The organism is Glycomyces endophyticus (assembly GCF_039531525.1).
Classification (GTDB): Bacteria; Actinomycetota; Actinomycetes; order Mycobacteriales; family Micromonosporaceae; genus Glycomyces; species Glycomyces endophyticus.
In genome coordinates this window covers 221624-244923 of record NZ_BAAAQF010000004.1, presented here as the reverse complement: position 1 = coordinate 244923, position 23300 = coordinate 221624, and the positions used below count along the sequence as shown (strand labels likewise).

The following is a 23300-nucleotide window of genomic DNA, read 5'->3' as shown; positions in this document are numbered from 1 at the left end:
CCCGTTCGCCCACTCCCTGACCGCCGGTCAGGCCTGACACCTGTCCCGTACATCACCTCTACCAGGCGGAATGCGCATAGCGGCGCTAGTGTTAAGTCAGGTGATTGACTTAGTGTGAACTCGGTGAATCACCGGCCCCGGGCCCCGCCCGGGGGAATACTGCGACACGGGCCACCGCGCGGGCGGCCCGGACCTGAGGGGGAACCAACCATGGCATCAGCAGACCGCTTCGCCGGCAAGACCGTCATCGTCACGGGCGCGGGCTCCGGCATCGGGCGCGCCACCGCGCTGCGCCTCGCCGCCGAAGGCGCCACCGTCGTGGCCGCCGACGTCAACCAGGAGAGCCTTGACAAGCTCGCCGCCGAGATCGAGATCCGCCCCGTCGCGGGCGACCTCACCGCCGGACCCGTCATCGACCAGGTCGTCGCCGCCGCCGGAGGCCGCATCGACGGCCTCGCCAACGTCGCCGGCATCATGGACGGCTTCCTCCCCGCAGGCGAGGTCGACGACGCCACCTGGGACCGCGTCTTCAGCGTCAACACCACCGCCCCGCTGCGCCTCATCCGCGCCGCGCTCCCGGTGATGATCGCCTCCGGCGGCGGCGCCATCGTCAACGTCTCCTCCGAGGCCGGCATCCGCGGCTCCGCCGCCGGCGCCGCCTACACCGCCTCCAAGCACGCGGTCATCGGCCTCACCCGCCACGTCGCCGTCGTCTACGGCAAGGACGGCGTCCGCTCCAACGCGGTCGCGCCCGGCGGCGTCGCCACCAACATCGAGGCGACCCCGAAGTCCCAGCTCGGCATCGAGCGCCTCCAGCCGTACTTCGTGAACGCCGGCCAGCCCGCCCAGCCCGAGCAGCTCGCCGCCGCCATCACCTGGCTCCTGAGCGACGACTCCAGCAACACCAACGGCGTCGTCCTCGCCAGCGACGGCGGCTGGAACGCCGTCTGACCCGACACCCGAAGCGCCCGTTCCGGAACCGGAGCGGGCGCTCCCGCGTTCAGGACGCCGCGCGCAGGTGCCGCCGCGCCGTCATCAGCGCGAACCCGAGCAGGTTCTGCCCCTGCCAGGTCCGCGGGTCGGCCGCCAGCGGGTCGTCCGCCGCCAGGCCGATGCCCCACACCGCGTCGTCCGGACTCGCCTCCACCAGCACCCGGTCCCCGGTGGACAGCAGGAAGTTCCGCAGCTCGCCGCGCTGGCCGAACTTCGCGATGCTGCCGCGCACCGCGATCTGAAACCGGTGCCGCTCCCACACCGACAGGTCGAAGTCGGTCACCGTGCGCCCGATCGCGCGCGCCCGCTCCGGGTCGTCGTCGGCGAGGATGGCCGACGCGGCGAGGTCGTCCTCGAACAGCGTCGCCTTCGACCACATCATGTAGTGCTCGGCCGTGGCGAACCGCCGCCCGCCGACCCGGATCGGCGCCGGCCACCACTGGTCCAGGCAGCCGGGCGCGAGCCGCCCGCCGTGGGTCTTCACGTGGTCCCCGAAGAACAGGAACCCCGCCTCCGGCTCAGCCTCCTCGAACGCGGCCTCCGGCGCGCGCGGGACGGGGACCGCCACCGCCGACTCAGCCTCGGGCCGCCGCTGGAACGGGCTCCACGGGACCGGCCGGGCCGGCTCCTCCGCCGCCGCCTCGGCCGCCGGGGCCGGGTGCGGCGCGAACGGGAGGTCGATCTCCGGCGGCTCGTCCGGCGTGAACCCGTCGACCAGCGCGTCCAGCTGCCCGTCGTCGTACCGCTGCTGGAGCACCCGCAGCGACTCGCACGAGTCGAGCAGGCCCCGGGTCGCGCAGCTCAGGGCGTCGGCCACGTGCAGCGACTCCGTGAACGCCGCGACGGCGTTGGCGCGCATGGTCTCCGCGTCGGTCACCAGTGCCTCCGCCAGGTACTCGGCGGTGCGGAACGTGCAGTATCCGGCCAGCTGCGGGAACGGCTGCGGCGCCCCCGCGGCCATGAACCCGGCTGTGACGATCCACCGCACGGTCCCCGCGACCAGGTTCGGGTTCCCGGCGACGTTCGCGGCCTCCTCCGCGGCCTTCGCGAAGTGCCCGAGGTGGCCGTGGCCGTCCAGCGTCTCCGCTCCGGCCGTCAGGAGCCCCTTGAGCTCGTCGGCCAGCCGGTCGATGCCGACGGCGGGCGGCTCGGGCTCGGCCGGGCCGAGGTCGAGGCCTTCGAGGTCGGTCATGTAGTACAGCGTCCAGGCCCGGTCGGCGGGGGGTGCCGCCGCTGGGAGCGGATCGGGGGGCGGCGGCGTCGCGCCGCCGGTATCACTCGGGGGCATCGCTCCAGCTTGTCAGGGGAACCGCCGCGAGGCAATCGTCCGTGCTTCCCGCTCCGCCGAGGCGTCGGTACGATGAGGACAGGTCCCAAGGAGCACCCATGTCCTCAGCCGAACTCAAAGCGATCGCCATGCTGCTCAGAGCACGCAACGCCATCGACGAGCGCATCGCCGACGTCGTCGGGCGCCCCGTCGTCCACGGCCACCTCTCCGACTGGATCGCGGCGCAGATCTTCGACATCGAGCTCGAACCCGCCGCGAACAAGGCCATCGACGGCTTCTTCCGCAGCGGCCCGCTCGCCGGGCGCACCGTGAACATCAAGCACTACACCCGGAACCAGGGCATGCTCGACATGACCGACGCCGAGGAGCTCGACACCTACCTGGTCATGACCGGGCCGCGCAGCGCCGGTTCCAAAGGCGTGCACCGGCCCTGGGCCATCGAGCACGTCTTCCTCTTCGACGCGCAGGGCCTGTACGACGTGCTGCGCGCCGAGATGCGGCGCATCGGCGACTCGACGAGCGTGCCGTCCCGGTACTGGCAGCAGGCCGAGATCCACCCCGTCTCGCGCAACGCCAACTTCCCGCTCTCCGCCGAGCAGACCGCCGCGTTGGAGGAGTTCCGCTCCGGCCCCGGTGTCTGAACCGAACTCGTGCCCGCTTCCGCACCGGACGTCCTGTTTCCGCGCTGACCTGGGAATCGGGTCGCACGGGATGAGGGGTGCTCTTGGTCGTTGCCGCCGTTTGCCGTTAGGATTCGGGGCACTGAGGGGTGATGTCAGCCCGCAGTCGTGATGATGGCAATCTGACGGAGGAGAAGCGTGCTGGATATCAGCCCGATCACATGGGCCGTGACGATCGGACTCATCGTAATTCTGCTGGCGGTGGACCTGCTGCTGGCGGCACTACGCCCGCACCACGTCGGATTCAAGGAGGCCACGGCCTGGTCGGTGTTCTACATCGCCGTCGCCATCCTCTTCGGCGTCTGGTTCGGCATGCAGTACGGCAACGCCGCCGGCACCGAGTACTTCGCCGGCTACATCATCGAGAAGAGCCTCTCGGTCGACAACCTGTTCGTGTTCGTCATCATCATGACGACGTTCGCGGTCCCCGACCACCACCAGCACAAGGTGCTCACGTTCGGCATCGTGCTCGCGCTCGTCATGCGCGCCATCTTCATCGCGCTCGGCTCCGCGCTCATCAACTCGTTCTCGTTCATGTTCCTGGTCTTCGGGCTGCTGCTGGTCTACACCGCGATCCAGCTGTTCCGGCACCGCGACGAGGACCCGGACGTCGAGTCCAACCTCATGGTCCGCGGCGCGCGCCGCTTCCTGCCGGTGAGCGCCGACTACATCGGCGGCAAGCTCTTCGCGAAGGAGGCCGGCCGCCGGGTCGTCACCCCGCTGTTCATCGTGCTCATCGCGATCGGCTCGGTCGACCTGCTGTTCGCGCTCGACTCGATCCCCGCGGTCTTCGGCGTCACGCAGGAGGCGTACATCGTCTTCACCGCGAACGCCTTCGCGCTGCTGGGCCTGCGCGCCCTGTTCTTCCTCGTGAAGGGCCTGCTCGACCGCCTGGTGTACCTCTCGCTGGGCCTGTCGCTCATCCTGCTGTTCATCGGCTTCAAGCTGGTCCTGCACTGGGCGCACGTCGACATCAACACCGCGATCCCCGAGATCGGGACGCCGCTCAGCCTCGGCGTGGTGCTCGGCGTCCTCGCCGTCGTCACGATCGCGAGCCTCATCAAGACCCGCGGCAACCCCGACCAGAAGGCGCACGCCGGATCGCTCTCGGCGACCAAGAAGAAGGAACCCGAGCAGTAAGTGAGCACGACGCGGGGCCCCGGGGTGATCCCCGGGGCCCCGCGTCGTCTCAGGCCCGCCGCCGCGCCAGCAGCAGCAGGACCAGCATGAGCGGGATCGGCAGCAGGAACGCCTCGCGCAGGCCGATTCGCCCGTCGAGCCAGCCGAGGGCCGCGGGCGCGGCCAGGATCGCCGTGCCCGAGGCGAGCGAGGCGATCGACGCCGAGTGCCGCGACGTCAGGCCCGGCACGCTCACCAAGGAGCCCAGCATGATCGGGTACAGCGGCGCGATCCCCAGGCTCGCGACCGCGATGCCGACGGTGACCTGGACCGGGTCCTGTCCCAGGTAGACGATCACGGTACCGGCGATCGTGACGCCGACCGCGGCGCCCACGGCCCACGACCGGTCCACGAACCGCGGCCCCGCGAGCCGCCCCGCGGCCATGCCGATCCCGAAGCTCGCGCCGAGCGCCGAGGCCGTGCCGAGCGCGACGCCGGTGTCGACCAGCCGCGCCACGCCCCACACCACGAAGCAGAACTCGCCCGCCACGCTCAGGACGATCCGCAGCCACCCCAGGGACGCCGGGCCGACCGGGACGCGGCCCCGCTCGTCCGCCGCCTCCGACGGGCCGCCGACCGTGCGGTGCACGACCGCCGCGAGGAGCACGGGCACCGCGGCGAGGATCGCCCACCGGCCCGCGACGCCCGCGGTCTCCAACGCCCCGAACGCGAGCGGCGCGAGCACCCCGGCCGCGCTGGAGACGCCCACGGCGACCGCGATCCGCTTCGCGGCGCCCGGTCCGCGCAGCAGCGGCGGCGTCGCCAGGGCGATCGCCGCGCATCCGACCCCGACCAGGACCGACCCGGGCCCCGCGACGAGGAGGTCCGGCGTCACGGCCATCGCGACCGCGCCGACCGTGATGACCGCGCAGGCCGCGCGCATCACCAGGCCCGCGCCGCCGCGGAGCACGGCCGGGCCGATCGCGGCGGCGAGGACGAGCCCCGCGCCGAACATCATCGTGAGCCACACGAGCTCGCCGCGCGGGCGGTCGAGCTCGACCGCGATCCCCGCGAGGTAGGGGCCGAACGAGGAGACGAGGAAGCCGAGGCCGATCTGCGCGAACGCCACGACCCGGCCGACGTCGCGCCCGGTCGCCCGGACCGCCGCGTCAGTCGCCATCGAGGGCCCGCAGCTCCAGCAGGTCCGCCAGCTCGCCGAGGTCCGCCACGGACACGTCGCCGTCGAGGCCGCGCAGCGCCGCGGTCATCGCGCCGGCGGCCCGGCCCGCCGCGAGGCCCGGCTCGGAGTCCTCGACCACGAGGCAGTCGGCGATGCCGGTCCCCAGCGCGTCGGCGGCCTTGCGGTACCCCTCCGGGTCGGGCTTGCCGCGCGAGACGTCGTCGATCGTGACCAGCAGGGGCGCCGCGATCCCGGCCGCGCCGAGGCGCGCCTTCGCGAGCCGGTCGTCGGCGCTGGTGACGACCGCCCACGGGGTGCTGGAGCGCTCTAGGGCCGCGAGCAGCCGGAGCGCGCCCTCGGTCGGCACGACGTCGGCGAGGTCGGTGTACTCGTGCTCGGCCAGCCACACGGCCGCTTCGCGCGCGGCGCCGGCGTCCAGGTCGGGGCGGAACCGCGCGATGCTGGTCGCGGCCGGGTTGCCGTGGATGTGCGGCAGCACGGCGGCGGGTTCGAGGCCGTATCGCACGGCCCAGGCCGTCCAGGCGCGCTCGACGGCGCCGTCGGAATCGACCAGGGTGCCGTCCATGTCGAACAGGACGGCCGCGGGGTTGCTGTAGCTTCGCATGAAGCCCTCCGGGGATCATTTAAACTCGTAAGACGAGGATAAAGGCTGGAGGCGGTATGGCGCAAGCCAGGTCATCGGACGCGGATTCCGGGCCGATCAAGGTCGGCCGGGCCGAGGCCGCCCGCTGGAGCGGCGCGCTCGACCTGCTCCGACTGGTCCGGGCCCGGCCCGGGGTCACGCGCGCCGAGGCCGCGCGGGTCCTCGGCGTCGGCAGCGGCACCGCCACCGAGATCTGCTCGCGCCTGCGCGCGCTCGACCTGATCGCCGAGCACCCCGCGCCGCCCTCGGGCCGCGGGCGGCCCACCACCACGCTCCACGCGCACCCGGACGGCCCGCTCGTCGCCGTGGTCGACGTCCGCCAGGCCGAATGGCGCGTCGCGGTCGCCGACCTCGAAGGGGCCCTGAGCGAGTCGGCCACCGGCCGCCACGGCTCCAAGCGCCCCGAGCAGATCCTCGCCGCCGTCGGGGAGGCCCTCGCGGCCGTGAGCGCCCGGCACGGGTCCCGCATCCGCGCCGTCGCGGTCTCGGCGGCGGCCACGGTCCGCAACGGCCGCTTCGTGCAGTCGAGCGTCCTCGGCTGGCGCGACGTCGAGGTCGCGCCCCTGCTCCCCGGCACGCCCCAGATCCTCGGCAACGACGCCACGCTCGCCGGGCTCGCCGAGGCCCGCCTCGCCCACCCGGGCAAGAGCGTCCTGTACCTGACGATCGAGGTAGGCATCGGCGGCGTCTTCGTCGACTGCGACCGCGCGGTCACCGGCGCGACCGGCGCGGGCGGCGAGTTCGGGCACATGCCGTTCGGCGAGCCCGGCCTGGCGTGCCCGTGCGGGGCGACCGGCTGCTGGGACGTCGCGGTCGACGGCCGCGCCGTCGCCCGCCAGCTCGGCGAGCCCGAGCCCGACGACCCGCGCGCCTACCTCATCGAGGCCCTGGTCGACCCGGGTTCCCGTGCGGCCGTGGCGGCCTGCGCGGCTTCACTCGGCCGCGGCGCGGCGGGCCTCGCGAACGTCCTCGACCCCGAGGTCGTCTCCTTCGGCGGCCTCGCGCCCGAGGTCCGCCGCGTCGCACCGGACGCCTTCGCGGCCGCGTTCGAGGCGGGCCTCATGGGCTTCCGCCGCGACGACCCGCCGCAGCTCATCGCCTCGGCCCTCGGACCGGACGCGTTCCTGCTGGGAGCCGCCGAGGCGGCGTTCGACGTGGTGCTGACCGAGCAGTCGATCGGCGACTGGACGGCGGCGCGGTTCGCCTAGGGCCCGTTCCGCGGTTCCGGCCTCTAGCCCCGGAACCAGCTCCGCGCCGCCGGGAGCGCGAGCGGCACGACCACCGCGGCCGAACCGAGGATGCAGACGACCGCGAGCATGCGGAGGACCTGCTCCGGAACGTCGATGGCGACCCCGCCGCCGTCGGCCAGCCGGACCATCGCCATCGCGGCCCAGACGACGACGGTGAGCGCTTCGACCGCGAACGCCGCGGTCCGTGCGACCGGGCGGCCCTGGTTGACGCCTTTGATGATCGCGATGCGGGCGGCCGTCGCCACGGTGGTCAGCGCGATCGCGCTCCAGAGGATCGCGGTGGTCGTCGTGGACATGACGATGACCTGCCGGTCCGCGTTCGTCTCGGCCACCCGGTAGAGGAGGTTGGCGCAGGCGAGGCCGCCGATGACGTTGAGCACGGCGGCCGCGACGATCGCGGCGACCGCGATGCGCACCGTTCCGGGCTTGCGGGGGCGGTCGGTCTCGGGAAGGGTGTCGACGAGATGCATACCCGCCACCGTATCGAACTCGGACCGCTTGCGGGCGTTCAGACCTCGACGGATTCGCGGGGCGCGCGGGTGCGGTCGTAGACCGGCACCCACTTCGCGAGCCAGCCGACGCCGAACCAGGAGATGAGGCCCAGCGCGACCGCCGCGACCCCGAGCGGGAACGCGAGCGAGACGAGGCTGATGAGGCCGGGTCCGGCCACGTTCCCCAGGTCGGCGCACAGGCGCCAGCCGCCGAGGAACTGGCGGCGGCCGTGCGGCGGGGCGACGTCGGAGCCGAGGGTGAGCACGATCCCCGAGGAGATCCCGTTGCCCAGCCCCATGAAGCAGGCGACGAGGCCGATGAGGACCGCGGTGTCGGTGAGCGGCAGCAGCACGAACCCGGCGCCGAGGACCGCCATCGCCGGGAGCGCGACCCACATGCGGCCGAAGCGGTCCATGATCGCGCCGCCCGGGTAGAACAGCAGCATGTCGACCCCCGCCGAGATGCCGACGATGATGCTCGTGGTGGTCGCGTCGAGGCCCTGGAGCGCGGCCCAGAGCGGGATGATCGCCTGGCGGGAGGCGCGGGCGATCATGATGAGGAAGACGCCGATGCCGAGGGTCGCGAGGACCTTCCGGTGGTCGCGCAGGACCTGCCACAGGCGCAGGCGCGCTTCGGGTTCGGCCTCGGCGGGCCTCGTCCTGGCGCCGTCTCCGGGCAGCTCGGGGAGGAAGAGGCTGAGCAGGCCGCCCGCGAGGCTGGTGCCGGCGGCGAACGCGAAGGCCGCGCCCATCGAGTGCTGCTCGATGAGCAGCGCGCCGACGAACGGGCCGATGAACGAGCCGATGCGGAAGGTGCCGCCGAGGGTCGAGAGCGCTCGGGCGCGGAAGCCGATCGCGACGGCTTCGGAGAGGTAGGCGTGGCGCGCGAGGCCGAACACGGCCGAGGCGAGGCCGATGGCGAACACGCACGCGGACAGCACCAGTAGCGACGACGTCTGCGAGGCGGTGACGAGCGCGGCGGCCTCGACCACGCACGCCGCCAGCAGCACCCGCTTCTCGCCGAACCGCTGCGCGAGCGATCCGGCGGGGAGATCGCCGGTGAGCTGGCCGAAGCCGATGAGGCCCACGATGATGGCGGCCTGCGTGACGGTGGCGCCGAGGTCGAGGGCGTAGAGGGCGATGAGCGGCACGACGGCGCCCATGCCGATGGAGATCAGGACGGTCGGGCCGTAGATCGGCACCCAGAGCCGTCGCATGCTGATCGACGGGGCGGCGTCGTTCGGGCGGGCACGGTCGGACACGTTCGCGAACGTATCAACAGGTGGTGGGGATCGCTCACATCGCGGGACCCGGATGTGACGGATTCGAGCCGGTCGGCCGGTAAGTAGGCGAGCGGGCGGACGCCCGCGCCGGTCGGCCGCCTGCGGGGCAGGGGGCATCGGAGGACGCGGTGAGTCGCCCCCGGATCAACAGCGGCGCGCGGGTGCGACACCGGGCGGGGTTACTGGTCGAACGCGGGTCGAGCAGGGTGGCGCGGCGTCGGGCGGAGGAGTGGGGTGTCGGCCGTGCGGCTCGATGCCGCGGGGCGGCTCCGTGCGGAGCCGCCCCGCGGCATCGGTGCCGCGGCTAGTCCGGTGCGCAGGTCACCGCCGGGAGCGTCGTCGGTCCGCTCGCGACGAAGCCCCAGGCGGTGGTCCTGGTCTGGCCTGCCGCGACCGAGCCGTTCCAGCCGACGTCGGTGGCCGTCACGGTCGAGCCGGAGCTCGTCACCGTCGCGTTCCACGAACTCGCCATCGACTGGCCCGAGGCCCACGTCCACGTCAGCCGCCAGCCGCTGAGCGTGCTCGCGCCGGCGGTGACGTGGACGTTGCCCTGCCAGCCGCCGTTCCAGGTGCTCACGACCTCGATGCGGGCGGTGCAGCCGGAGCCGGTGGGCGGCGGGGAGGTCGTCTCGACCGGGGGCGAGGTGGTCTCGGGCGTCGTGGTCCCGCCCGGGTCGCCGGCGCCGAGGGTCGGGGTGGTCCAGTTGCGCCACTGGGCGAGGTTCGCGGACTTGTTGGGGTGCATGCTGATCACGCCTGGCGGGGTGCCGCTGCCCTTGAGGAACGCGTTGATGCTCTGCTGGAGCGGGGTGCGCCAGTCGGTGCGGACCGCGCAGTGGGTCCCGTTGGAGGTGTTCGAGTGGTACGAGATGTTGGCGCCGGCCCCGAGCGCCTTGTAGACCTCGGCGCCGCCGAGGGCCGCCACCGCGCCCGAGCGCGCGCCGAGCCACTCGACGTGCGGGTTGTCCATGATGAACAGCCCGCGCGGGGCGATCATGCCGACCATCTCGTGGGTGTCGACCGGGAGCCCGGCCGGGTTGCCGGTGTAGGCGCTGAACGCGTCGCCGAGCCACGGCTGCTCGCCGTAGGCGCTGCTCAGCGGCTGTGAACCGCTTTCCTGGGCGATCGAGCGCATCGCCCCGACGCCGCCCGAGCCGGACTCGATCGGCATCGTCAGGTCGATGCGCTGGTCGAAGGCCCCGGCCACGAATGCGCCCTTGCCGTACCGGGAGCACCCGGTGACGCCGGTGTAGTTGTTGAGGATGCTCCCGCCGGACTGCTCGATGACGTCGATGAGGCGGCTGACGCCCCACGCCTGCGCCATGAGCACGCCGGTGGTGCTGTTGGCGCCGTACAGGGTGTAGAACGCGCCCTGCTTGTTGCTGCGCGGCGTGCCCTCGGCGCCGACGGTCGCCGGGTCGAAGTTGACGACGGCCGCGCCCGAGGACAGGATCGTGCTCGTGTCGGCCCCGAAGCCGCCGTAGACGATCACGGCCGGGAAGGGCCCGCTGCCGCTGGGGAGCTGCACCGAGGCCGAGAAGCTGGTGCTGCGGCCGTTGTCGCTGACGTTCACGGTGATCCGCGAGGAGGTCACCGTGCCGGTGGTGCTGTCGGGCTGCGGCTTGTCGCCGTAGATTGTCCGCTCGGCGAGCTCCTTGATCTCGGACCGGCGGCACTCCCACTGGCTCCGGGTGGTCACCTTGGAGCCGTCGAGCTTGGTGAACGGGTCGGGGAGCAGCGAGCTCGAGGCCCAGCTCCCGGGGATCTGGACGTCGCAGTTCGCACCGTCCCATTCGGACATCGCCTGCACCTGCGCCTCCGCGCTGAACCTGGTCGAGAGCGCGAGCGCCGAGGCGAGTGCGACCGACGCGAGAGCGACGAGTGCGAACCGCAGCCTGCGGCGGTACCGGGTGCGCCCCGGATCGGAGGTGGGCGGCGCCGAGCCGGGCGCGATCGATGATGCCATTGGCAGATTCCTTGTCTGACCAGGGGCGAGTCCATCATCGACGGTGTGGGGGGCGCGCGGAAGCGCACCGGCGTCAACGGTGAGACCACTCAAGCCGAAACTTCCAGTGAGAATTCCGTGAGGGTCCGCACAGAATACATTGACCAGTTTCGATACGCAATGCCGCGCCGCGCCTTCGCGGGGTAGGATCGGCACCCCGCGCGGGGGCCCCCGCGCGGACGGCAGGCCCGACCAGCGCGAGGTGCACCGATGGCGTTCCCGGAAGCCGACCACGACCTCCCCATCGGCACCGGCGCCACCGGCGTCCGCACCGAGACCGACGCCATGGGCGAGATCGAGGTCCCGGCCGAGCACTACTGGGGCGCCCAGACCCAGCGGTCCCTCCAGCACTTCGCCATCGGCGACGACCGGATGCCCGCCGGGCTCTACCGCGCGTACGGGATCGTCAAGAAGGCCGCCGCCCTCGTCAACGCCGAGGCCGGCCGCCTCGACCCGCACCTCGCCGCCGCGATCGTCCACGCCTGCGACGAGGTCGCCGACGGCTCGCTCGACGACGAGTTCCCCCTCTACGTCTGGCAGTCCGGCTCCGGCACCCAGTCGAACATGAACGTCAACGAGGTCGTCGCCAACCGCGCCAGCCAGCTCCTCGGCGGCGCCCTCGGCACCGGCCGCCTCGTCCACCCCAACGACCACGTCAACCTCGCGCAGTCCACGAACGACACGTTCCCGACCGCGATGCACGTCGCCACCCTCATGGAGGTCCGCGACGGCACCCTCCCGCAGCTCCTCGCCCTCGCCGCCGCGATCGGCGACCGCGCCCGCCGCTGGCACGACGTGGTCAAGATCGGCCGCACCCACCTCCAGGACGCCACCCCGCTCACCGTCGGCCAGGAGTGGTCCGGCTGGGAGGCCCAGCTGACCGCCGCGGCCGCCCGCCTGGAGCAGTCCCTCACGGCCGTCTGCGAACTCGCCGCGGGCGGCACCGCCGTCGGCACCGGCATCAACGCCCCCGACGGCTTCGGCGAGGCGATCGCCGCGAAGCTCGCCGACCTCACCGGCCTGCCGCTGGTCACCGCCCCCAACAAGTTCGCCGCCCTCGGCTCGCTCGACGGCATGGTCGCCGTCAGCGCCGGCCTGCGCGGCGCCGCCATCGCGCTCATGAAGACCGCCAACGACATGCGCTGGCTCTCCTCGGGCCCGCGAGCGGGCCTGCACGAGCTGCGGCTGCCCGAGAACGAGCCCGGCTCCTCGATCATGCCCGGCAAGGTGAACCCGACCCAGCAGGAGGCCGCCGTCATGGTCGCCCTCCAGGTCATCGGCGAGGACTCGATCGTCGCCGCCGCCGGGGCCCAAGGCAACTTCGAGCTGAACACCATGCGGCCCATCGTCATCGAGAACGTCCTCCACTCCGCCCGCATCCTCGGCGACGCGTGCGCCCAGCTCCGCGTCCACAGCGTCGAGGGCATCGAGCTCGACCGCGAGGCCATCGCCGCGTACGTCGACCGCTCGCTCATGCTCGTCACCGCGCTCACGCCGCTCATCGGCTACGACAAGGCCGCCGCGATCGCCCACAAGGCCGACCACGAGGGCTCGACCCTCCGCGAGGCCGCGCTCGCGCTCGGCGTCGACCCCGCCGACTTCGACCGCATCGTCGACCCCGCGACCATGGTCGGCGACCCGAGACGCGACCTCGGCCTCTGAACCGGACGCGCCCGCCGCCTCCGAACCGCGCCCGCCGCCCCGCTCCCGGCGTAGGGTGTGCCCCATGATCGCGATCGACCTCGACGGCAGGACCGCACTCGTCACCGGCTCGACCCAGGGCATCGGGGAGGCGATCGCCAAGACCCTCGCGCTCGCCGGCGCCCGCGTCGGCGTCAACGGCCGCAGCCCCGAACGCGTCGACGAGGCCGTCGTGCGCCTCTCGGCCACCGGCGGCGACTTCTTCGCGGCCCCCGGCGACCTCGCCACGGCGGACGGCGCGGCGACCCTCGTCGAGTCGCTCCCGGCCGTCGACGTCCTCGTCAACAACCTCGGGATCTTCGGCGCGCAGCCCGCCCTGGAGATCACCGACGACGACTGGCGCCGCTACTGGGAGGTCAACGTCCTCTCCGCGGTCCGCCTCATCCGCACCTACCTGCCGGGCATGACCGACCGCGGCTGGGGCCGAGTCCTCACCATCGCCAGCGACTCCGCGATCGTCATCCCCGAGGAGATGATCCACTACGGCACCAGCAAGACCGCGCTCCTCGCCGTCTCACGCGGCTTCGCGAAGGCCGCCGCCGGGACCGGCGTCACCGTCAACGCCGTGATCGCCGGGCCCACGCACACCGGCGGCGTCGAGGACTTCGTCTACCAGCTCGTCGACCGCGACCTGCCCTGGGACGAGGCGCAGCGCGAGTTCATGCGCCTGCACCGGCCCCAGTCGCTCCTGCACCGGCTCATCGAGCCCGAGGAGATCGCGAACCTCGTCGCCTACCTCAGCTCCCCGCTGGCCTCGGCCACCACCGGCGCGGCCGTGCGCGTGGACGGCGGCTACGTGGATTCGATCATCCCCTGACACCAGGCCTCCGAGGCCCGGCTCCACAGCAGCACCACCACCGCGATCGACACCGCGATCCCGGCGGTGGCCCCGAACCAGGACGCGGCGTCGGCGGTCGCGGTGAACCCGCCCGCGCCGGGGCCCGCGAACCCGGGCCCGCCGTACCAGGAGAGCAGACCGAGCGCGATGGCGGCGGCCTCCAGGAGCCCCGCGAGCTTCCGCGCGGTGTCGCTGCGCCGCAGGATCATCGCGGCCAGGGCGCCCCGGCACACCGCGAACGCGGCCGTCCCGGCGGCGAACCGGTACAGCGCCGGCCCCGTGCCCGCGGGCACCGGGGTCCCGCCGGAGCGCGCCTGCGCGAGCCCGACGATCGCGACCGCGAGCACGCACGCGCACACCAGCCCGACCCCGCACATCCCCGCGAGCGCGAGCACCGCCGCTCTGGTCGATCCGGGCAGGTCGGCGAGGGCGGGCTCGTCCATGAGCGTCCTTGGGGGAGAGTCGGGCTGCGGGTGCCCTTCAAGGTATAGCGCGCGCGAGCGCCACCGCGCCGCCGCGCGTCCGGCACCGAGGCGCGTGCAGCCTGCCGAACGCCGAGCGAAGGCGGGTGCGGACCGAGCGGAGGCGGCGAGGCCGGAGCCGCCGAAGGCGCTCCGCGACGCGCCCGCGCCGTTCCCGGCGCCCGCCCTCAGCGCCCCCGCTGCGCCCGGCCCAGCGGGATCACCAGCGGCGTCCCGGAGACCGGGTCGGGGACCACCTTGCACGGCAGGTCGAACACGGCCTCCACGGTCGCCTCGGTGATGACCTCCGCGGGCGAGCCCTCCGCGTAGACCGCGCCGTCGCGCATCGCCACGATGTGCGAGGCGTACCGCGCCGCCTGGTTGAGGTCGTGGAGCACCGCGACGATCGTGCGGCCCTCCTCGTTGAGCCCCGCGAAGATGTCGAGCAGCTCGATCTGGTGGGCGATGTCGAGGAACGTCGTCGGCTCGTCGAGGAGCAGCAGCCCGGTCTGCTGCGCGAGGACCATCGCGACCCACACGCGCTGGCGCTGGCCGCCCGAGAGCTCGTCCACGAGCCGGTCGGCGAGGTCCTCGATCCCGGTGGCGGCCATGGCGTCCCGCACGGCCGCTTCGTCGGCGCGGCTCCACTGCCGCAGCGCGGACTGGTGCGGGAAGCGGCCGCGCGCCACGAGGTCGGCGGCGGTGATCCCGTCGGGCGCGATCGAGGACTGGGGGAGCAGGCCCAGCCGCTTGGCGACCTGCTTGGACGGCTGGTGCGCGATCGACTCGCCGTCGAGGAGGACCGCGCCCTCGGTCGGCTTGAGGAGCCGCGAGAGGACCCGCAGGAGCGTCGACTTGCCGCACGCGTTGGGGCCGACGATCGCGGTGAACGAGCCCGGCGCGATCACCAGGTCGAGGCCGGCGCCCACCGGCCGGTCGCGGTAGCCGAAGGTCACCTTCGACGCTTCGAGGGTCATCGCAATTCCTTCCGTGACTGCGCGACGAGCAGCCAGACGAGGTAGGCGCCGCCGAGGATGATCGTCATGAGCCCCACCGGCAGCGCCTGCGGCGGGACGTTCAGCGCGACCATGTCGCAGGTGACGAGCAGGAACGCGCCCATCACCGCCGCGGGCACGAGCTGCACGCCCGGCGCCCGGGTGATCCGGCGCGCGAGCTGCGGGGCCACCAGCGCCACGAACGGGATCGGCCCGGCCAGCGCCGTCACGACCGCGCTGAGCGAAACGCCGACGACGACCAGGGCCAGGCGCACGGGTTCGACCGCGACGCCCGCCGCGGCCGCGGCGTCGTCGCCGAGTTCGAGCATCCGCAGCCGCCGCCCGAGCCACAGCAGCGGCACGAGCAGTGCCAGGACCACGAGGGTGCCGGCGCGGGCGTCGGACCAGTCCAGTCCGTTCAGGCTCCCCGCTCCCCACACCGCGGCCATCTGCGCCTGCCACAGGCTGGCCTTCAGCAGGAGGTACGTGTTGAGCGAGCCGAGGAGCGCGGTGACGGCGATACCGACGACGATGAGCCGGAAGCCGTGCACGCCGCGCCGGTACGCGAGCAGGTAGACCGCGAGCGCGGTCGCGATGCCGCCCGCGAGCGCCGAGGGGATCACGAGCGCGGTGCTGCCGATCGCGATGATCGACATGACCGCGCCGGTGTACGCGCCGGAGTCGAAGCCGATGACGTCCGGGCTGCCGAGCGGGTTCCTGGTGAGCGACTGGAAGACCGCGCCGCTGAGGCCGAGCGCGGCGCCGAAGACGACGCCGAGGAGGACCCGGGGGAGCCGCCACTGGACCACGACGGTCTCGATCGCGGTCCCGGCGTCGCTCAGCAGGGCCCGCGTGACGTCCACCGCGGAGATCCGCATCTCGCCCAGGCCGAGGGCGATCACGGCGGCGAGGACCGTGAGCGCGGCGAGGGCCGCCGAGACGGCGAACGCCCGCAGGAGCGTGCGCGTCGAGGCCCGCCCGCCGACCCGGAGCACGAGGTAGCGCCTCACAGGCCGCTCGCTTTCTTCCTGCGCACCATGAAGATCAGCACGGGCGCGCCGATGACGGCGGTGACGACGCCGGCGGGGATCTCGTCGGGGATGACCACGACGCGGCCGAGCACGTCGGCGGCAACCATGAGCGAGGGCCCGAGCAGGACGCTGTACGCGAGGATCCACCGCTGATCGGGGCCGGTGATCCACCGCGCGATATGGGGCACCATCATGCCGAGGAACCACACCACGCCGACCGCGGCGGTGGCGGAGCCGCACAGGAGCGTGACGGCGCCGACGACGGCGATCCGCGTCAGCCACAGGTTGCCGCCCAGGGCGGTCGCGAGGTCCTCGCCGAGCGCGGTGGCGTTGAGCCCCCGGGCCGCGACGGCCGCGAGGACCAGCCCGGCGGCGCAGAACGGCGCGATGGTGGCGACCGCGGGCCAGCCGAGGTCCGCGACGGAGCCGGCCTGCCAGGACCGCATCGTCACGAACGCCGACTGGTTCAGCAGGACCACTGTGGACGCGATGCCCTGGAGGACCGCGCCGATCGCGACCCCGCCGAGGACGAGCGTCACGGGCGAGCGCCCGCGCCCGCCCATGGAGCCGATGAGGAACACCGCGCACGCGGTGGCGACCGCCCCGAGGAACGCCGCCCACACCTGGGCCAGGTCGCTCGCGGCGGGCGCCGCCCACACGACCAGGACCACGCCGAGGGCCGCGCCCGCCGAGACCCCGAGGAGCCCGGGGTCGGCGAGCGGGTTCCTGGTGAGCCCCTGCATGAGCGCCCCGGCGACGGCCAGGGCGAGGCCGACGACGATCGCCAGGACCGTGCGCGGGATGCGCTGCTCGACGACGATGACGTGCGGGTCGCCGTTGTCGCGGCCCAGCGCCTCGATCACGTCGCCGAGCGGCAGCGGCTTGGAGCCGAACACGAGGCTGAGCACGACCAGGACGACGAGCACGGCCGCCGCGGCGGCGAGCCCGAGGAGCCGGCGCCGCCGCCGGTCGCCCGGGGCGGCGCCGGCTTCGGGCGCGAGGGTCTCGGCGGTCATAGCCCCAGCGCCGTGAGGCGGTCTTCGTACTCGTCGGCGACGGCCTCGGGGTCCTTGTCCTCCTCGGCCCACATGGCGTCGAGTTCGGCCTTGGTCGCCTCGTCGAGAGCGGCGAACCGCTCGCGCCACCGCTCGGCGTCCACGGTCCAGTAGCCCAGGGCCTTGTAGGCGCTGGCGGGGAGCCCGAGTTCGCGGCGCAGGTGCTTGCGGGCGCCGCGCAGGGCCTTGGTCTCGCCGGCGACCCACACGTACCCGGTGCCCTCGGGCCGCGGGAGGCCGCGCACGACCTCGTCGAGGCAGCTCGGGGCGTGCCCGTTGCCGCCGATGACCCAGGTGGTCTCCAGGCGCGGGTGCGCTGGGACGGGGACCTTGTGGTCCTCGGCCGCGACCTCGAGCACGAGCCGGGTCGCCACCTCGGGCGGCGTCAGCTCCACGATCCGCAGCGCCGCAGGAAGTCCCGCGTTGTCGGCCGCGAGGACCTGCCACTCCAGGCCCGCGGGAGGGTCGTACAGCGGCTTGGGCGTGTTCAGGCCGATCACGTCGCCGACGGCGGCGGCGCGGGCCCAGCCCGCGGCGAGGCCGCCCTCGTGGACGACGAAGTCGATGGTGACGGTCCCGGCCTCGTGGTCGACGCCGCGGATCGTGTAGGTCCGCATCCGGTCGCCGGTGACGGAGCCGTAGTCGAGGTCGTCGCCGTCCACCGCCGGGAGCGGGGGCCGGTCCTCGCCGTCGAGCGGGAACAGGACCCGCACGTACTCGTCGCCGACGCCGCTGGTGGGGTAGTCGGCCAGCGCCGGGCCGCCGAAGACGATGCGCCGCAGCGCGGGGGAGAGGTCCTCGACCGCGACGACCTCGGCGTGCATGACGCGCATCATGAGGCGAGCGCCTGCTCGACGACGTCGAGGAACGCGAGCTGCCCGCTGGGGGAGCCGAAGGTCATCTCGAACTCGTAGCCGACGATGCCGTCCTCGTTCTGGACGAAGTCGAGGTCGGCCCAGAGGGGGTTCTGCGCCGCCTCGTCGAGCGTCGACTGGAACACGGCCTCCTCTTCCTCGCCGAGGCCGCGGATCATGAATGCGTAGTCGATGCCGTCCATCTTCCCGAGCTGCTCGCCGCTGAGGGCCTCGCCCTCGCGGTTGTTCTCCAGCGAGGTCGGGGCGATGGTGAGGCCGAGGTCGTCGAAGACCTGGCACTCGACGCCGGCGTAGCAGCCGGTCTGGAACTGGTCCTCCCAGTAGCCGACGGGGGCGACGGTGATGGAGGCCGGGTCGTCGATCTCGGCGGCGACCTCGGCGATGCGGGCGTCGTAGATCGCCTTCCACTCCTCGTAGTACTGGGAGCGGCCGAGGGCGGCGGCGGTCTCCTCGAAGTGCTCCATCCAGGAGCGGCCGTCGAAGGCGTCGACGTTGTAGGTGGGGGCGATCTCGGGGAGGCGCGCGACCACGTCGGGGTCGTAGCCCAGGCCGTTCAGGATGAAGTCGGGCTCGGCCATGAGGATCGACTCGTAGTCGTACTCGGGGTAGTTCGCGAAGGTGGAGACGTCGGCGAGGGCGTCCTGCGGGAAGAAGCACGGGAACGTGGTGTAGCCGCCGTCGCCGCGGATCGGCTGGCTGCTGGCGAGGGGGTACCGCAGCCAGGCGAGGATGTCGACGTCGGTGGTGTACATGCCGAGTGCGGCCTGGGGTGCGACGGGCACCTCGGCCTCCCCGTCGACCCCGGTCACGGTCTGGGTGCCGGTGCCCTCGGACACGGCGGGCAGCTCGGGCAGCTCGGGGATCACGGCCTCCTGGCACTGCTCGCTGAGCTGGTCGTCGCGCTCGGCGGTGTCGTCGGCGGCCTCGGTGGGGGTGTCGGTGGTGCAGGACGCGGCCATCATCAGTCCGGCCACGCCGGCCAGGATCGCGGCGGCCCTGGGGCGCGGCAGCTTGCGGGGGGTCAACATGGCTCTCCTCGTTTAGGTAAGCCTTACCTTAGAGGAATGCGAACCCCACTCGCAACAGCGGTCCCGCTGCGCGGGCCCGCCCTTGCGCGGCCGCCGCCCGGTTATGTAAATTGATGAAAGTAAATACTCACGATCTTCGATTCCCGGCATGGCGAGGGCCGTGAGCCCCACTCCGACAAGGAGCAGCAACGACCATGACTGCAATCCCGGCGCGCCTGCGCCGACCCGCGCTCGCCCTCGCGGTCCTCCTCGCCGCGGTCCTCGCCGCCGGCTCCCTCGGCTTCTGGCAGACCTCCAGAGCCGAGGCCTTCGAGGTCGGCACCTGGTACAACATCGAGTCCCGCCACTCCGGCCTCGTCCTCGGCATCCGCGCCGCCTCCGTCGACAACGGCGCCGAACTCGTCCACTGGGACTCCAACGGCTCCCACGACCAGCAGTTCCGCTTCATCGACGCCGGCGGCGGCTACTACCGCATCCAGGTCCGCCACTCCGGCAAGGTCCTCGACGTCGCCTCCGGCTCCACCGCCGACGGCGCCAAGGTCCAGCAGTGGGGCGACGCGAACTCCACCAACCAGCAGTGGCGCATCACCGAGAGCGGCGGCTACGCCACCTTCGTCAACCGCGCCTCCGGGAAGGCCCTCGACGTCTGGGAGTGGTCGACCACCAAGGGCGGCAGGATCTCCCAGTACACGCCCACCGGCGCCGTCAACCAGCAGTTCGAGCTGATCCCCCTCGACGGCACCGGCCGCCCCGCCAACGTCGACAAGCTCGAGGGCTTCGCCCAGGGCGTCACCGGCGGCCAGGGCGGCACCACCGTCACCGTCACCACCCAGGCCGACCTCGAACGCTACGCCGCGGCCTCCGGCGCCTACACGATCAAGGTCGCCGCCACGATCAACATCAGCCCCAGGGGCAAGGAGATCAGCGTCGGCTCCAACAAGACCGTCATCGGCGTCGGCACCTCCGGCCAGATCGTCGGCGGCGGCTTCTTCCTCGGCGCGGGCACGAGCAACGTCATCATCCGCAACCTCACCATCCGCGACACGCTCATGGCCGACGACGACCCCGGCGACGACGCGTACGACTACGACGGCATCCAGATGGACACCGCCTCCAACGTCTGGATCGACCACAACCGCATCTACAACATGAACGACGGCCTCATCGACTCCCGCAAGGACACCACCAACCTCACCGTCTCCTGGAACGAGCTCGGCCCGAACAACAAGTCCTTCGGCATCGGCTGGACCACCAACGTCACATCGCGGATCACCATCCACCACAACTGGATCCACGGCACCAACCAGCGCAACCCCAGCACCGACAACGTCGCGCTGGCGCACCTCTACAACAACTACCTCCAGGACGTCTCCGGATACGGGAACTACTCCCGCGGCTCCACCAAGATGGTCCTGGAGAACTCGTACTTCGACAACGTGAACGACCCGTACTACCCGGACGCGACCGCGCAGCTGCGCCAGAGCGGCAGCATCTGCGTCGACTGCACCGGCGACCGCGTCACCAGCGGCTCCGCCTTCAACCCGTCCACCTACTACTCGTACACACTGGACGCCGCGAGCGCCCTGCCGGCCCTGCTCGACACCTACGCCGGACCCCAGTCCTGGCTCGGCGTCTAGGCCAGGCGACAACCTCCACCGCACCGCTCCCCGGAGGCTCCGGCCTCCGGGGGCGGCATTGCAAAACGCATGAGTCGGATATAGCAGAAATGCCCGCTTCGGAAAGCGGGCATCGAATGCGGGAGTGATGGAGCGGGTGACGGGAATCGAACCCGCGCAATCAGTTTGGAAGACTGAGACTCTACCATTGAGCTACACCCGCGCGTCCGCCTGAGCGGAACGCAGGCAAGTGTAGCGTATCGGGACGCTCCCGCGCATCGGGAGTCGTCGGGACCGCCGCGGACGGCCCCCCGGGTCATGTGACCCCTGCTACCCCTGGGGCAGGACGGACCGCAGTCCGCCCGCCAGGTGGCCCAGGAAGTCCTCGTCCTCGTAGGCGCTCGCGTCGTGCCCCAGCGCGGTGTAGAAGCACTGCCCGGCCTCGAGCCGGCGGTGCCACGCGAGCGGGTGCGGGGACCCCATCGCGAGGTCGCCCGCCTCGTACGTCGTCTCGTCGGCCTCCAGCAGGACCTCGACGTTCTGCGGCCGCTCGTCGAAGCTGTACCACTCGTCGGTCCACGCCCACCGCTTCGGCAGGTGCGCGGTCGCGGGGTGGTCGGCGATCCGGACGTCGATCTCGCCGGGCGTGCACCCGGGCGGGTGGCCGGCGAACCGCGCGCCCACGAGCTCCTTGAAGAACGGCCAGGACCGCTCCGCGGTCGACGCCGCGTGGACCCCGACCCAGCCGCCGCCGCCGGTCACGTAGTCGGCGAGCGCGGCGCGCTCCAGCTCGCCGAGGACGTCACCGGAGGGTGAAATCCACACCGCGGCGGCGAAGCGGGCCAGCTCGACCGGGTCGTGGACCGCGGCGTCCTCGGTGTGCTCGACCTCGGCGCCCAGGTCGGCGGCGAGCCGCCGCACGGCCTCGACGCCGGCCGGGATGGAGTCGTGCCGGAACCCGGTCGTCTTGGTGAAGACCAGGAAAGTGGGGGTGGCCATGCTGACTCCTCGGGAGAACGATTGCACGGCGTAGTCTAAGTGATCTCGGCTACCGGTGGCCGCTCCGGCCGCGTCGCAGCTCAAGAGTGACGCGCGGCGATATCGGCCACACCCGGCGGGGCCGCGACCCCCCGACGACCTAGACTCGATCGGAGCGGGGGTTCGTGCTGCGCCGACGGCGGCCCACCGGTCCGGATCAGGCATCCGGCCGACGCGAAGGCAATTGAGCGAAATCTGATCTAGGAGTACGTCTGTGAAGAGCACTGTCGAGACCCTGAGCCCGACCAGGGTGCGGCTGTCGGTCGAGGTGCCGTTCGAAGAGCTGGCGCCGTTCATCAACGAGGCGTACAAGAGCGTCGGGCAGCAGATCCGCGTCCCCGGCTTCCGCCCCGGCAAGGCCCCCCGCCAGGTGATCGACCAGCGCATCGGCAAGGACTCGGTCTACGCCCAGGCGATGGACCCGGCCGTGCAGGCGAACCTCAACAAGGCCGTCACCGAGAACGAGGTGAACGCGCTGGGCCGCCCCGAGCTGACCGAGGTCAAGCCGATCGAGGACGGCAAGCCGTTCGAGTTCACCGTCGAGACCGACGTGACCCCGAAGTTCGAGCTCCCCGACTTCGCGTCGCTCAAGGTGACCGTCGAGGCCGGCGACGTCTCCGAGGAGGACGTGGACGCGGACATCGAGTCCCAGCGCCTGCGCTTCTCGTCCCTGAAGGCCGTCGAGCGCGCCGCCGCCGAGGGCGACTTCGTGCAGATCGACCTGCGGGCCACCCAGAACGGCGAAGAGGTCGAGGGCGGCTCCGTCACCGGCATGAGCCACGAGGTCGGCTCCGGCAACCTCCTGGACGGCCTGGACGAGGCCCTCATCGGCATGTCGGCCGGCGACGAGAAGACCATCGAGTCGACCCTCGCGGGCGAGCAGGAGGGCGAGAACGCCCAGGTCGAGGTCAAGGTCACCCAGGTCAAGGAGCGCGAGCTCCCCGACCTCGACGACGACTTCGCCGAGATGGCCAGCCCGTACGACACCCTCGAGGAGCTGCGCAGCGCGACCCGCGAGCGCCTGGAGAACGCCGGCAAGACCGGCAAGGCGAACGAGGCCCGCGCCAAGACCCTCGAGGCCCTCATCGAGGCCGTCGAGCTGCCGCTGCCGGAGAAGACCGTCGGCGACGAGGTCGAGCACACCCGCAGCCACCTCCTGGAGCAGGTCCAGCAGATCGCGGGCGGCTTCGAGGACTACCTCTCGATGGTCGGCAAGACCGCCGAGGAGTTCGACCAGGAGCTGCGCGACGACGTCGAGTCGAACCTGCGCCAGTCGATCGTCCTGGGCCAGATCGCCCGCGACCGCGAGCTCGAGGTCTCCGGCGAGCTCATGACCGCCGAGGTCGTGCGCCAGGCCCAGCAGCGCGGCGTCCCGCAGGACCAGTTCCAGAAGTTCGTGGACGAGCTGCGCACGAACGGCGGCCTCCAGCAGATCGCCGCGTCGCTGCGCCAGCAGCTCGCCCTCGAAGAGGTCGTCAAGGAGGCGTCGGTCGTCGACGCCGACGGCACCGAGCTGACCGAGGAGGACCTGTTCCCGGGCCGCCAGAAGGCCGGCGAGACCACCGCGGTCGACACCGAGGACGAGGACAAGACCGAGGAGTAGCACTCCCACCGGTTGCACGAGGGGCCCGACGCGCATGCGTCGGGCCCCTCGTCCCGTCCAAGGGCCCGCTCCGGCTCCGAAGTGCACTTCAATAGCGGTCGCATGT

At 72.5% G+C, this 23300-nt stretch carries 21 protein-coding genes and 1 tRNA gene; 8 read left to right on the top strand and 14 right to left on the bottom strand.

The genetic code is table 11. The features are described 5' to 3' along the window. The first annotated feature begins 210 nt into the window (after positions 1-210). Positions 211-951 carry an SDR family NAD(P)-dependent oxidoreductase gene (locus ABD419_RS04295; RefSeq protein WP_344482173.1) on the top strand — a complete coding sequence of 247 codons (741 nt, stop codon included), beginning with the start codon at positions 211-213 and terminating at the stop codon, positions 949-951. Positions 952-1000: 49 nt separating this feature from the next. Here ABD419_RS04295 and ybiA read toward each other — a convergent pair whose 3' ends face one another. Then, the gene (ybiA, locus tag ABD419_RS24955; protein ID WP_425555917.1) at positions 1001-2185 is read right to left on the bottom strand and encodes a riboflavin biosynthesis intermediates N-glycosidase; all 1185 of its coding nucleotides are present in this window, start codon (positions 2183-2185) and stop codon (positions 1001-1003) included. 194 nt (positions 2186-2379) lie between these two features. Here ybiA and ABD419_RS04285 point away from each other — a divergent pair, with 194 nt between their 5' ends. Together ABD419_RS04285 and ABD419_RS04280 are read left to right on the top strand one after the other, a co-directional pair. Then, positions 2380-2922 carry a hypothetical protein gene (locus tag ABD419_RS04285; protein WP_344482170.1) on the top strand — a complete coding sequence of 181 codons (543 nt, stop codon included), beginning with the start codon at positions 2380-2382 and terminating at the stop codon, positions 2920-2922. 177 nt (positions 2923-3099) lie between these two features. Beyond that, positions 3100-4101: a TerC/Alx family metal homeostasis membrane protein gene (locus tag ABD419_RS04280; protein WP_344482167.1), complete on the top strand. Its 1002-nt coding sequence runs from the start codon at positions 3100-3102 to the stop codon at positions 4099-4101. A 49-nt stretch (positions 4102-4150) separates the two neighbouring features. On the opposite strand, the gene ABD419_RS04275 is transcribed toward ABD419_RS04280, so the two are convergent. Together ABD419_RS04275 and ABD419_RS04270 are read right to left on the bottom strand one after the other, a co-directional pair. After that, complete coding sequence (locus ABD419_RS04275) at positions 4151-5260, bottom strand: MFS transporter (RefSeq protein WP_344482164.1); 1110 nt, start codon at positions 5258-5260, stop codon at positions 4151-4153. Further along, positions 5250-5885 carry an HAD-IA family hydrolase gene (locus ABD419_RS04270; protein ID WP_344482161.1) on the bottom strand — a complete coding sequence of 212 codons (636 nt, stop codon included), beginning with the start codon at positions 5883-5885 and terminating at the stop codon, positions 5250-5252. Before ABD419_RS04270 ends, ABD419_RS04275 begins: the two co-directional genes overlap by 11 nt. Positions 5886-5941: 56 nt before the next feature. On the opposite strand from ABD419_RS04270, the gene ABD419_RS04265 reads away from it, so the two are divergent. After that, a complete protein-coding gene (locus ABD419_RS04265; protein WP_344482158.1) occupies positions 5942-7132 on the top strand; it encodes an ROK family transcriptional regulator in 1191 nt (396 codons plus the stop codon). Between the two features lie 23 nt (positions 7133-7155). On the opposite strand, the gene ABD419_RS04260 is transcribed toward ABD419_RS04265, so the two are convergent. The 3 genes from ABD419_RS04260 to ABD419_RS04250 all read right to left on the bottom strand — a co-directional run bounded on the left by ABD419_RS04260 (position 7156) and on the right by ABD419_RS04250 (position 10914). Continuing rightward, a complete protein-coding gene (locus ABD419_RS04260) occupies positions 7156-7644 on the bottom strand; it encodes a hypothetical protein (RefSeq protein WP_344482155.1) in 489 nt (162 codons plus the stop codon). Between the two features lie 38 nt (positions 7645-7682). Next, entirely contained in the window at positions 7683-8927 is a 1245-nt protein-coding gene (locus ABD419_RS04255) for an MFS transporter (RefSeq protein ID WP_344482152.1), read from the bottom strand. Between the two features lie 325 nt (positions 8928-9252). Further along, positions 9253-10914, bottom strand: a complete 1662-nt coding sequence (locus ABD419_RS04250; RefSeq protein WP_344482149.1) for a glucuronyl esterase domain-containing protein — start codon at positions 10912-10914, stop codon at positions 9253-9255. A 249-nt stretch (positions 10915-11163) separates the two neighbouring features. Between ABD419_RS04250 and ABD419_RS04245 the strand changes: the two genes are divergently transcribed. Together ABD419_RS04245 and ABD419_RS04240 are read left to right on the top strand one after the other, a co-directional pair. After that, positions 11164-12615, top strand: coding sequence for a class II fumarate hydratase (locus ABD419_RS04245; RefSeq protein WP_344482146.1), 1452 nt, complete (start codon positions 11164-11166; stop codon positions 12613-12615). A 67-nt stretch (positions 12616-12682) separates the two neighbouring features. After that, a complete protein-coding gene (locus ABD419_RS04240) occupies positions 12683-13471 on the top strand; it encodes an SDR family NAD(P)-dependent oxidoreductase (RefSeq protein WP_344483430.1) in 789 nt (262 codons plus the stop codon). Here ABD419_RS04240 and ABD419_RS04235 read toward each other — a convergent pair. The 6 genes from ABD419_RS04235 to ABD419_RS04210 form a co-directional block, all read right to left on the bottom strand. Continuing rightward, positions 13447-13935 carry a hypothetical protein gene (locus ABD419_RS04235; protein WP_344482143.1) on the bottom strand — a complete coding sequence of 163 codons (489 nt, stop codon included), beginning with the start codon at positions 13933-13935 and terminating at the stop codon, positions 13447-13449. The genes ABD419_RS04240 and ABD419_RS04235 overlap by 25 nt on opposite strands. 206 nt (positions 13936-14141) lie before the next feature. Next, positions 14142-14930, bottom strand: coding sequence for an ABC transporter ATP-binding protein (locus tag ABD419_RS04230; RefSeq protein ID WP_344482141.1), 789 nt, complete (start codon positions 14928-14930; stop codon positions 14142-14144). Next, a complete protein-coding gene (locus ABD419_RS04225) occupies positions 14927-15958 on the bottom strand; it encodes a FecCD family ABC transporter permease (protein WP_344482139.1) in 1032 nt (343 codons plus the stop codon). Before ABD419_RS04225 ends, ABD419_RS04230 begins: the two co-directional genes overlap by 4 nt. Further along, positions 15955-16995, bottom strand: coding sequence for a FecCD family ABC transporter permease (locus ABD419_RS04220; RefSeq protein ID WP_344482137.1), 1041 nt, complete (start codon positions 16993-16995; stop codon positions 15955-15957). The genes ABD419_RS04225 and ABD419_RS04220 overlap by 4 nt, the downstream gene beginning before the upstream one ends. Further along, positions 16992-17858 (bottom strand): siderophore-interacting protein, encoded by an 867-nt coding sequence (locus tag ABD419_RS04215; protein WP_344482133.1) that lies wholly within the window; start codon positions 17856-17858, stop codon positions 16992-16994. The genes ABD419_RS04220 and ABD419_RS04215 overlap by 4 nt, the downstream gene beginning before the upstream one ends. Before the next feature lie 8 nt (positions 17859-17866). After that, a complete protein-coding gene (locus ABD419_RS04210; protein WP_344482130.1) occupies positions 17867-18937 on the bottom strand; it encodes an ABC transporter substrate-binding protein in 1071 nt (356 codons plus the stop codon). 194 nt (positions 18938-19131) lie between these two features. On the opposite strand from ABD419_RS04210, the gene ABD419_RS04205 reads away from it, so the two are divergent. Continuing rightward, on the top strand, positions 19132-20574 hold the full coding sequence (locus ABD419_RS04205) for an RICIN domain-containing protein (RefSeq protein WP_344482127.1): 1443 nt from the start codon (positions 19132-19134) through the stop codon (positions 20572-20574). 128 nt (positions 20575-20702) lie between these two features. Here the strand turns inward: ABD419_RS04205 and ABD419_RS04200 are convergent. Together ABD419_RS04200 and ABD419_RS04195 are read right to left on the bottom strand one after the other, a co-directional pair. After that, a tRNA-Gly gene (locus ABD419_RS04200) sits at positions 20703-20776 on the bottom strand. A 107-nt stretch (positions 20777-20883) separates the two neighbouring features. Further along, on the bottom strand, positions 20884-21552 hold the full coding sequence (locus tag ABD419_RS04195) for a ThuA domain-containing protein (RefSeq protein WP_344482124.1): 669 nt from the start codon (positions 21550-21552) through the stop codon (positions 20884-20886). 253 nt (positions 21553-21805) lie between these two features. Here ABD419_RS04195 and tig point away from each other — a divergent pair, with 253 nt between their 5' ends. Then, positions 21806-23194 carry a trigger factor gene (gene tig / locus ABD419_RS04190; RefSeq protein ID WP_344482121.1) on the top strand — a complete coding sequence of 463 codons (1389 nt, stop codon included), beginning with the start codon at positions 21806-21808 and terminating at the stop codon, positions 23192-23194. The last annotated feature ends 106 nt before the right edge of the window (positions 23195-23300 follow it).

What these genes read in the sequence shown, in the direction of transcription:
- ABD419_RS04295 (WP_344482173.1), top strand. Translation starts at nt 211, where the DNA reads ATGGCATCAGCAGACCGCTTCGCCGGCAAGACCGTCATCGTCACGGGC.
- ybiA (WP_425555917.1), bottom strand. Translation starts at nt 2,185, where the DNA reads ATGACCGACCTCGAAGGCCTCGACCTCGGCCCGGCCGAGCCCGAGCCG.
- ABD419_RS04285 (WP_344482170.1), top strand. Translation starts at nt 2,380, where the DNA reads ATGTCCTCAGCCGAACTCAAAGCGATCGCCATGCTGCTCAGAGCACGC.
- ABD419_RS04275 (WP_344482164.1), bottom strand. Translation starts at nt 5,260, where the DNA reads ATGGCGACTGACGCGGCGGTCCGGGCGACCGGGCGCGACGTCGGCCGG.
- ABD419_RS04270 (WP_344482161.1), bottom strand. Translation starts at nt 5,885, where the DNA reads ATGCGAAGCTACAGCAACCCCGCGGCCGTCCTGTTCGACATGGACGGC.
- ABD419_RS04265 (WP_344482158.1), top strand. Translation starts at nt 5,942, where the DNA reads ATGGCGCAAGCCAGGTCATCGGACGCGGATTCCGGGCCGATCAAGGTC.
- ABD419_RS04260 (WP_344482155.1), bottom strand. Translation starts at nt 7,644, where the DNA reads ATGCATCTCGTCGACACCCTTCCCGAGACCGACCGCCCCCGCAAGCCC.
- ABD419_RS04250 (WP_344482149.1), bottom strand. Translation starts at nt 10,914, where the DNA reads ATGGCATCATCGATCGCGCCCGGCTCGGCGCCGCCCACCTCCGATCCG.
- ABD419_RS04245 (WP_344482146.1), top strand. Translation starts at nt 11,164, where the DNA reads ATGGCGTTCCCGGAAGCCGACCACGACCTCCCCATCGGCACCGGCGCC.
- ABD419_RS04235 (WP_344482143.1), bottom strand. Translation starts at nt 13,935, where the DNA reads ATGGACGAGCCCGCCCTCGCCGACCTGCCCGGATCGACCAGAGCGGCG.
- ABD419_RS04230 (WP_344482141.1), bottom strand. Translation starts at nt 14,930, where the DNA reads ATGACCCTCGAAGCGTCGAAGGTGACCTTCGGCTACCGCGACCGGCCG.
- ABD419_RS04220 (WP_344482137.1), bottom strand. Translation starts at nt 16,995, where the DNA reads ATGACCGCCGAGACCCTCGCGCCCGAAGCCGGCGCCGCCCCGGGCGAC.
- ABD419_RS04215 (WP_344482133.1), bottom strand. Translation starts at nt 17,858, where the DNA reads ATGCACGCCGAGGTCGTCGCGGTCGAGGACCTCTCCCCCGCGCTGCGG.
- ABD419_RS04210 (WP_344482130.1), bottom strand. Translation starts at nt 18,937, where the DNA reads ATGTTGACCCCCCGCAAGCTGCCGCGCCCCAGGGCCGCCGCGATCCTG.
- ABD419_RS04205 (WP_344482127.1), top strand. Translation starts at nt 19,132, where the DNA reads ATGACTGCAATCCCGGCGCGCCTGCGCCGACCCGCGCTCGCCCTCGCG.
- ABD419_RS04195 (WP_344482124.1), bottom strand. Translation starts at nt 21,552, where the DNA reads ATGGCCACCCCCACTTTCCTGGTCTTCACCAAGACGACCGGGTTCCGG.